We start from the raw sequence: 6,989 nt of genomic DNA, 5'->3' as shown, positions 1-6,989 counted from the left end.
CAGCAGGCGTGGATCAACGACCCGGCCAAGCGCCGCGAACCCGCACCACAAACCTCATAGCATCACGACCGTCTCACTGGACTTGAAATCTTCCGAGCAGGCACGACATGAAGGCGGAAGCGAACATCTGGTAGGGCAGACAGAGACCGAGGCGGTAGCTGTCCACGATCCCGGAGCGCGACACACAGCACGAGGGCGAGAGGGACCTTGAAGGTGAAGCCCGCTGCGTAGTGCCAGCCGAGCGTGCCCGGCCCGACGGCGACGGGCCGGCCGGGCGCGGGTGTCACGCACTCGCCCCCCGACTCCCTCTACCGGCACCGCTCGGCATCGGTCGTCGAATCTGCCGAGAACATCGGGGAGGAGGATCCGCCGCGTACATCCGCAGCCGACCGCGCCCCTGACCGCCGCAGGGCCGCGCACTGGTCCGCGGAACGCCGGTTTGGGTCGACCACAGCCACCGGCGCTTGACGAGAGAGACACGGCTCGTCACCCGACGCCGGCGTCCGCACCCCTTTGCGCGTGGCGTCGTGTTCCCTGACGTCTCACGGGTGAGTATGTGCGGACCCAGCCCTCTTCCCGCACCGAGGCGATGCGATGCCCGACCGCGCCGACCACGCCCCCCGAAGGGGCTTTGCACCGAAGTTGGCCTTGCAGCGCCGACCGACGGAACAGTCGCTGTTCAGCGGCATCTACGGCCTGGTGCTGGCCAGCGCCCTGGTGGCTGCGCTCGACGCGACGGACGAGAAGGCCGATCCCGGCCAGGACGCACTGTGGGTGTTGCTCACGGCGCTCGCGGCGGGAGCCGCCCATGGGTACGCGCACGTCATCGCAGAGCGTGCGTCCGCCGACGGGGCAGCCACCAAGGGCAGGCTGCGGTTGGTGCTCGCAGAGTGGCCCCTGGTCGCCGCGGTGCTGCCCACGGTGGCGATACTGCTTGCCGCGGTGGCCGGCTGGTGGTCGGAAGCCACGGCTGTGGACACAGCCTTGCTGCTCAACACCGTCGCTCTGTTCGGCTGGGGTACCTGGGCCGCCCGCACAGCCGGATATGGATGGCCGTCCTCGTGCCGCGCGGGAGGCCTGGACATGCTGATCGGCGTGGTGATCATCATCGCCGATGCCCTGATCGACTAGCCGGACCGTCGGGTGGCCTGTCCGCCGGTCCGATCTCCGCCGCTCAGCCCTGCGCGTTCCTGGGAGGCGGAAGCTCACCGGAGCCGCGGTGGACGAGACGGGTCTCGACCATGATCGTGCGGGCCCGGGAACGGTCGCCGTCGAGGCGCTCGACGGCAATGGCACCCGCCACCTGGCCCATCGTGGCCGGGTTCTGCGCCACCACCGTGAGCCCGGGTTCGAGGATGGAAGCCATCGGGACGTCGTCGAAGGCGACGACCGCGACGTCCTTGCGGCGCCCGCGGGCGATCTCCGTCAGCACCCCGGCCGACATGACGTTGTTGCCCGACAGCAGGGCAGTCGGTGGGTCAGGCAGGGCGAGCAGCCGTGCTGTGGCCCGCGCGGCGCCCGCCGGGTCATGGGCGTCGGCGACCAGGGCCCGGTCGTAGGGCAGGCCCGACTCGGCGAGCGCCGCGCGGTATCCCGCGACGCGCTCGCGGCGGGTGTACAGCCGCGCGGGCAGGTCGCCGATGAATCCGATCCGCCGGTGTCCACCGGCGATCAGGTGGGCGACCCCCTCCTGCGTACCGGAGCGGTTGGAGCTGACCACCGTGTCGGCCGTCAGACCGCTGCCCGGCCGGTCGAGGAAGATGACCGGCATGCCCGCCGCCCGGTGCGCCTTGAGGTGGGTATGGTCAGCACCCACCGCGGGCGCCACCATGAGGACACTCACCCGGCGCGCCAGGAACGTGCGGACCAGCGTGTGTTCCCGCTCGGGGTCGTCGGCGGACGACCCCATCAGCAGCGTCAGCCCGCGGTCACGGACCGCCTCCTCGATGCCCCCCGCCACGGCGCCGAAGAACGGGTTGCCGAGGTCCGGCACCACCAGTCCCACGGTGGTGTCGGGCCCTCCGACACGGATGCTCCTGGCCATCAGGTTGGGCTGGAAGCCGAGCCGCGCCACGGCCGCCAGCACCCGCTTCCTGGTCTCCGGGGAGCTTGGGCCGTCCTCGTTGAGGACCCGGGAGACCGTTTTGGCACTGACGCCCACCTCGCGGGCCACGTCGGCGAGTGTCGGTCTGCGGGCCGATGCCATAAACCACCTTTTCCATGAAGTCGTCCCCCGGGTACCGGGGCGGATTCAGCTCCCGCGCACCCCGGCCGCCGAGGCCGCGTCACTGTCCGCCACGACCGTACCCCCATCCGGACGCACGGAGAGTGCCCCGGTCATGATGGCCACCACTTCGGCCATGGAGTAGTCGGACGGCTTTATCACAGCCTCGCGCCGGCCGAGCCGGTGTACGTGGATGCGGTCGGCGATCTCGAAGACGTGCGGCATGTTGTGGCTGATGAGGATCACCGGCACGCCCTTGTCGCGCACTCGGCGGATGAGGTCGAGCACCTGACCCGACTCCTTCACGCCCAGGGCGGCCGTGGGCTCGTCCATGACGACGACGCTGCGCGCCCAGGCGGCTGCCCGGGCCACTGCCACCGCCTGGCGCTGGCCACCGGACAGGGTCTCGACGGACTGGCTCAACAGCCCGACCCCTACCTTGAGTTCGGCGAGGTGCGCGGCCGCCTCCCTGCGCATCGCCTTCTTGTCGAGCATGCGCAGCACCGAGCCGAGCGCACCCTGACGGCGGATCTCGCGGCCGAGGAACATGTTCGAGGTGATGTCCATGGACGCGGCGACGGCAAGGTCCTGGTACACCGTCTCGATGCCGTGAGCCCGTGCCTCCTGCGGACCGGCGAACCGGATCGGCTTGCCGTGCAGCCGGATCTCCCCGGCGTCCGGCACCAGCGCGCCCGTGAGTGCCTTGATCAGACTCGTCTTCCCGGCTCCGTTGTCGCCGATGACGGCCAGCACCTCACCGGGCATGAGCTCGAAGTCTGCCTCGTCGATCGCGGTGACGTGCCCGTATCGCTTGACGAGCCCGCGGGCGCTGAGCACGGGCACCCTCGCCTCTGCCGATGCCGGTATGGGCTCTGCCCCATCAGGTGTGGTGCCCGGCTCGCCCGCAGTCGGGTTCCGGGGGGCAGCGGGGCCGGTCATCGGCTCCCCTTTCGTGAGAGCTGGTCGACGGTGACCGCCAGGATCACGAGGACGCCGGTGACCAACGTCTGATAGACGGACGAAACCCCCATCAACTGGAGGCCGTTGCGGAAGACGCCCACGATGAGTACGCCGACGAAGGTGCCGAGCACCGTACCTCGTCCGCCGAACAGGCTGGTGCCGCCGAGGACGACCGCGGTGATGCTGTCGAGGTTGTCCGTCTGGCCGGCCTGCGGGTCACCGACTCCGGTCCGCGACACCAGCAGCAGAGCTGCGATGCCGTAGACCAGTCCCGCGATCGTGTAGACGCCGACTGTGAGCCGGCTGACGCGGATGCCGCTGAGCCGGGCGCTCTCGGAGCTGTTGCCCAGTGCGTAGACGTGCCGGCCCCAGGCGGTGCTGCTCAACGTGTAGGCGAAGCCCAGGAAGAGCGCGATGGTGACCAGTGATCCGTAGGTGATGTCGGTCCGGCCGAGCGGGAAGGTCCGGCCCAGGAAGGTCAGAGGTCCGGGAAGGCCGGTAACGGTCTCTTCGGCGGAGTAGATGTGGGTCAGGGCGAAGGCCACGTTGAGCATGCCGAGCGTCACGATGAACGGCGGTAGCGGAACGGCCCTCACCAGGAGCCCGTTGGCCAGACCGAACGCGCCGCAGGCGAGGATCCCGAGGGCTATGGCGAGCAGGGGCGGCAGTGGCCCTTCCACCGCCAGTTTGGCGATGAGGATGCCGCCGAAGGCCATGACGGCACCGCAGGAGAGGTCGATTCCGGCGGTGAGGATGATAAGTGTCTGGCCGATGGCGAGTGTTCCGACGACCATGACCTGCTGGAGAACCAGCGAGAAGTTGCCACCGGACAAGAACTGTTCGGTGCTGAGGGAGAAGAAGACCGAGGCGAGGATCAAGGCCGCGAGCGGCCCCGCGGCCGGGGCGGTGAGGAGTCGGCGCAGCGCTGGACGATCCTTGGTGCCGAAGGTTCCGGAGGTGGTGGCGGTCACTGCGGCTCAGCCCCAGCAGTTCTGCTGGCCGAAGCCGGAGTCCTTGGACTCCGAGCCGGCCTGCGGCTTGTCGGTGATGAGTCGGACACCTGTGTCGGTGTAACCGGATGCCTTCTCGCCGGACTTCGCGAAGTCGGCGATCGCCTTCACTCCGTCGGCGGCCATCTTCAGCGGGTACTGCTGCGAGGTCGCGGCGATCTTGCCGTCCTTGACGGCCTGCACGCCGGTGCAGCCGCCGTCGATGGCGACGATCATCACGTCCTTCTCGCGGCCCTTGGCCTTGATGGCGGTGTATGCGCCGAGCGCGGCGGGCTCGTTGATCGCGTAGACCAGGTTGATGTCGGGTGCCTTCTGCAGGCAGTTCTCCATGGCGGTCTGCCCCTTGGCCTGGTCTCCCCCTGTGTCCTGGGAGCAGGCGATCGACGGATCGGAGGCGGCTACGCCGAAGCCCTTGATGAAGCCCTCGTGCCGTTGGACGCCGACCGAGACGCCAGGGGCAAGGTCGAGCGTGGCGATCTTCGCCGGCTTGCCGCCCATCGCGGCCTTCGCGTAGGCACCGATCAGCTCGCCGGCCTTCACGTTGTCGGTCGCGAACAGCGCGTCCACCGCGGTCTGCGGCTCGGGGGGCGTGTCGAGAGCGATGACCATCACGCCCTTGGCACGGGCCTTCTCGATCGCCGGGACGATGGCCTTGGAGTCGTTGGGGGTGATCAGCACACCCTTGACCCCGGAGGCGACCATGTTCTCCAGCGCGGTCACCTGGCTGGTGTTGTCGCCGTCGAACTTGCCTGCCGCAGTGGACAGTTCGACGCCCGACGTCTTGGCGGCCCGCTCGGCGCCCTGCCTCACCTTGACGAAGTACGGATTGGTGTCGGTCTTCGTGATCAGGCCGACCTTGACCTTGCCCCCGGACTGGGAGCCGCCACCGGAGCCGGAACCGCACGCGGTCAGGCAGAGGGCGAGGCCGCCTGCGGCGATGGCGAGGACGGGGCGAGCTCTACGTGACATGTTGCGACTCCTACGGAAGCGGTGAAGGTGGGCTGTGGAGCAGACCCGCAGCACAGGCGGATGCCGTCGCCGGGCGATGCCATCGTTGACACATGTCATCGTTGACACCGCATGCGGAGGATGATGGACTCCCCGTCCGTCAACGTCAATCCCCTTGTCCGGAAAGCCCGTCGGTCATACGACGAGCCGGTCACCGAGGACCCTCCACCAGGCCGGTGCGGTGGGCTCGGCGGCCTTCGTTCCCCGCCCCACCTGGAGGGTCCACCGCATGCAGTCGCCACGTCACGTCACCGTGCTGGGAGAGTGCGTCGCCGACGCCTTCGCCGACTCAAAGTCCGAGTTCCCGCTCACGGGCGCCGGCCTTTCTCCGGACGGCCGGAACCTGTCTCTGCGCGTACTGCCGGGCGGAGGCCCGGCCAACACCGCTGTGGGCCTGGCGCGGCTCGGTACCCCGACCCGGTTCCTGGCACGGCTGTCGGGCGACGTGTTCGGCCGCCTATTCCGCGCCCACCTGCTGGAGTCCGGGGTCGACCTGTCCGATGCCGCGGAGGCGGCTGAGCCCAGCACACTGGCAGTCGCCGATGTCGACTCGGAGGGCCAGGCCTCATACTCGTTCCACGCCGAAGGCACCGCCGACTGGCAGTGGACGCGCGAGGAGTTGGCCCGTGCCGATCTGCTCACCTCGTCCTGCGTGCACTCGGGTTCACTCGCGCTGGTCCGCGAACCGGGCGGCCCCCTGGTGGAGGAACTTCTGACCGAAGCGCGGCCGCACTCCACGGTCAGCGTGGATCCCAACATCAGGACCGCCCTGGTCGACCCGGCGGTCTATCGCGAGCGGCTGCCGAGGTGGTGCGCGGTGGCGGACATCCTTCGGCTGAGCGAGGACGACCTCGACGTGATCGCACCGGACAGCACGGTGGAGGCGGCTTGCGACGGGTTCCACACCGAGGGCGCGCGGCTGGTCGTGGTCACCCGCGGTGCACACGGCGCGATCGCCTCCCTCGACGGTCAACGGGTCACCGTGCCCGGCGTGCCCACAGGAGTCGTCGACACCGTGGGCGCGGGGGACGCCTTCACCGCAGGACTGCTCCACCATCTCGGCACGCGCGGACTGCTGGGTGGCCGGCTCGACAGTCTGGAGGCGGCCGACGTCGTGGAGGCCTGCGCGTACGCGGTGCGCGTAGCGGCGTTGACCTGTGCCGTCGCAGGTCCGAACCCGCCGTGGGCAGACCAGTTGGGGCAGGGGTGCGGATCTGCGTACACCGCGGCCGGGCAGTGAACTGCGGGAGCTGTTGCGGTTCAAAGCGTTGACGGGCTCTCCGAGGAGGCCCATCATCTGACATCGGCCTGAAGTCAACGATGACAGATGTCAACCATGACACCCGTGCACCGCGTACAGAGAGTGGGTTCACATGCGCCGAAAAGTCAGGGCGCTGCTCGTTACCCTGGTCACGAGCCTGGTCGCGTTGCTCCCGGGTACCCCGGCGTTCGCAGGGACCGTGTCCGACTACTCCGAGTTCCCGTACCGCCCACCACCTACAGTGAGCCGTACCGCGGCCAGTTCCACTTCAGCTCGCAGTCGGGCTGGATGAACGACCCGAACGGACTGGTGTACGCGAACGGGCTGTACCACTTCTACTACCAGCACAACCCGCACGGCCTGGCCTGGGACACCATGCACTGGGGCCATGCCACCAGCCCCGATCTGGTGCACTGGACACAGAAGCCGATGGGTGCGGATCCTTTCCAGGGACGGTTGAGCTGGGGTTTCGCTGATCTGGGTGTGGTTGGGGTGGCGGCTTGTCTACCGTGGCGGTAGAGGAGGC

The 6,989-nt window shown here is 69.0% G+C and carries 7 protein-coding genes; 3 read left to right on the top strand and 4 right to left on the bottom strand.

The features are described 5' to 3' along the window. Window positions 1-594 precede the first annotated feature (594 nt). The gene (locus tag ACFU5K_RS30815) at window positions 595-1,131 is read left to right on the top strand and encodes a hypothetical protein (RefSeq protein ID WP_384067722.1); all 537 of its coding nucleotides are present in this window, start codon (window positions 595-597) and stop codon (window positions 1,129-1,131) included. Window positions 1,132-1,174: 43 nt separating this feature from the next. Here the strand turns inward: ACFU5K_RS30815 and ACFU5K_RS30810 are convergent, their stop codons facing one another. From ACFU5K_RS30810 to ACFU5K_RS30795, 4 genes are read right to left on the bottom strand one after another with little or no spacing between them, the layout of a single operon-like run. Then, window positions 1,175-2,251, bottom strand: a complete 1,077-nt coding sequence (locus ACFU5K_RS30810) for a LacI family DNA-binding transcriptional regulator (protein WP_384067724.1) — start codon at window positions 2,249-2,251, stop codon at window positions 1,175-1,177. Further along, on the bottom strand, window positions 2,252-3,163 hold the full coding sequence (locus ACFU5K_RS30805) for an ATP-binding cassette domain-containing protein (RefSeq protein WP_384067719.1): 912 nt from the start codon (window positions 3,161-3,163) through the stop codon (window positions 2,252-2,254). Continuing rightward, window positions 3,160-4,155 (bottom strand): ABC transporter permease, encoded by a 996-nt coding sequence (locus tag ACFU5K_RS30800; RefSeq protein WP_384067715.1) that lies wholly within the window; start codon window positions 4,153-4,155, stop codon window positions 3,160-3,162. Before ACFU5K_RS30800 ends, ACFU5K_RS30805 begins: the two co-directional genes overlap by 4 nt. A 6-nt stretch (window positions 4,156-4,161) precedes the next feature. Then, complete coding sequence (locus ACFU5K_RS30795) at window positions 4,162-5,163, bottom strand: sugar ABC transporter substrate-binding protein (protein ID WP_384067712.1); 1,002 nt, start codon at window positions 5,161-5,163, stop codon at window positions 4,162-4,164. 268 nt (window positions 5,164-5,431) lie between these two features. Between ACFU5K_RS30795 and ACFU5K_RS30790 the strand changes: the two genes are divergently transcribed. Both ACFU5K_RS30790 and ACFU5K_RS30785 read left to right on the top strand, forming a co-directional pair. Further along, window positions 5,432-6,442, top strand: coding sequence for a carbohydrate kinase (locus ACFU5K_RS30790; protein WP_384067709.1), 1,011 nt, complete (start codon window positions 5,432-5,434; stop codon window positions 6,440-6,442). Between the two features lie 309 nt (window positions 6,443-6,751). Continuing rightward, window positions 6,752-6,982 carry a hypothetical protein gene (locus tag ACFU5K_RS30785; protein ID WP_384067706.1) on the top strand — a complete coding sequence of 77 codons (231 nt, stop codon included), beginning with the start codon at window positions 6,752-6,754 and terminating at the stop codon, window positions 6,980-6,982. Window positions 6,983-6,989: the final 7 nt, after the last annotated feature.

The sequence above is a fragment of the Streptomyces sp. NPDC057428 genome (assembly GCF_042803195.1).
Taxonomy (GTDB): domain Bacteria; phylum Actinomycetota; class Actinomycetes; order Streptomycetales; family Streptomycetaceae; genus Streptomyces.
This window is presented reverse-complemented; position numbering and strand designations above follow the sequence as displayed.

Excerpts from the sequence above, each read along its gene's own strand:
- ACFU5K_RS30790 (WP_384067709.1), top strand. The coding sequence starts at position 5,432 with ATGCAGTCGCCACGTCACGTCACCGTGCTGGGAGAGTGCGTCGCCGAC.
- ACFU5K_RS30785 (WP_384067706.1), top strand. The coding sequence starts at position 6,752 with ATGAACGACCCGAACGGACTGGTGTACGCGAACGGGCTGTACCACTTC.
- ACFU5K_RS30805 (WP_384067719.1), bottom strand. The coding sequence starts at position 3,163 with ATGACCGGCCCCGCTGCCCCCCGGAACCCGACTGCGGGCGAGCCGGGC.
- ACFU5K_RS30795 (WP_384067712.1), bottom strand. The coding sequence starts at position 5,163 with ATGTCACGTAGAGCTCGCCCCGTCCTCGCCATCGCCGCAGGCGGCCTC.
- ACFU5K_RS30815 (WP_384067722.1), top strand. The coding sequence starts at position 595 with ATGCCCGACCGCGCCGACCACGCCCCCCGAAGGGGCTTTGCACCGAAG.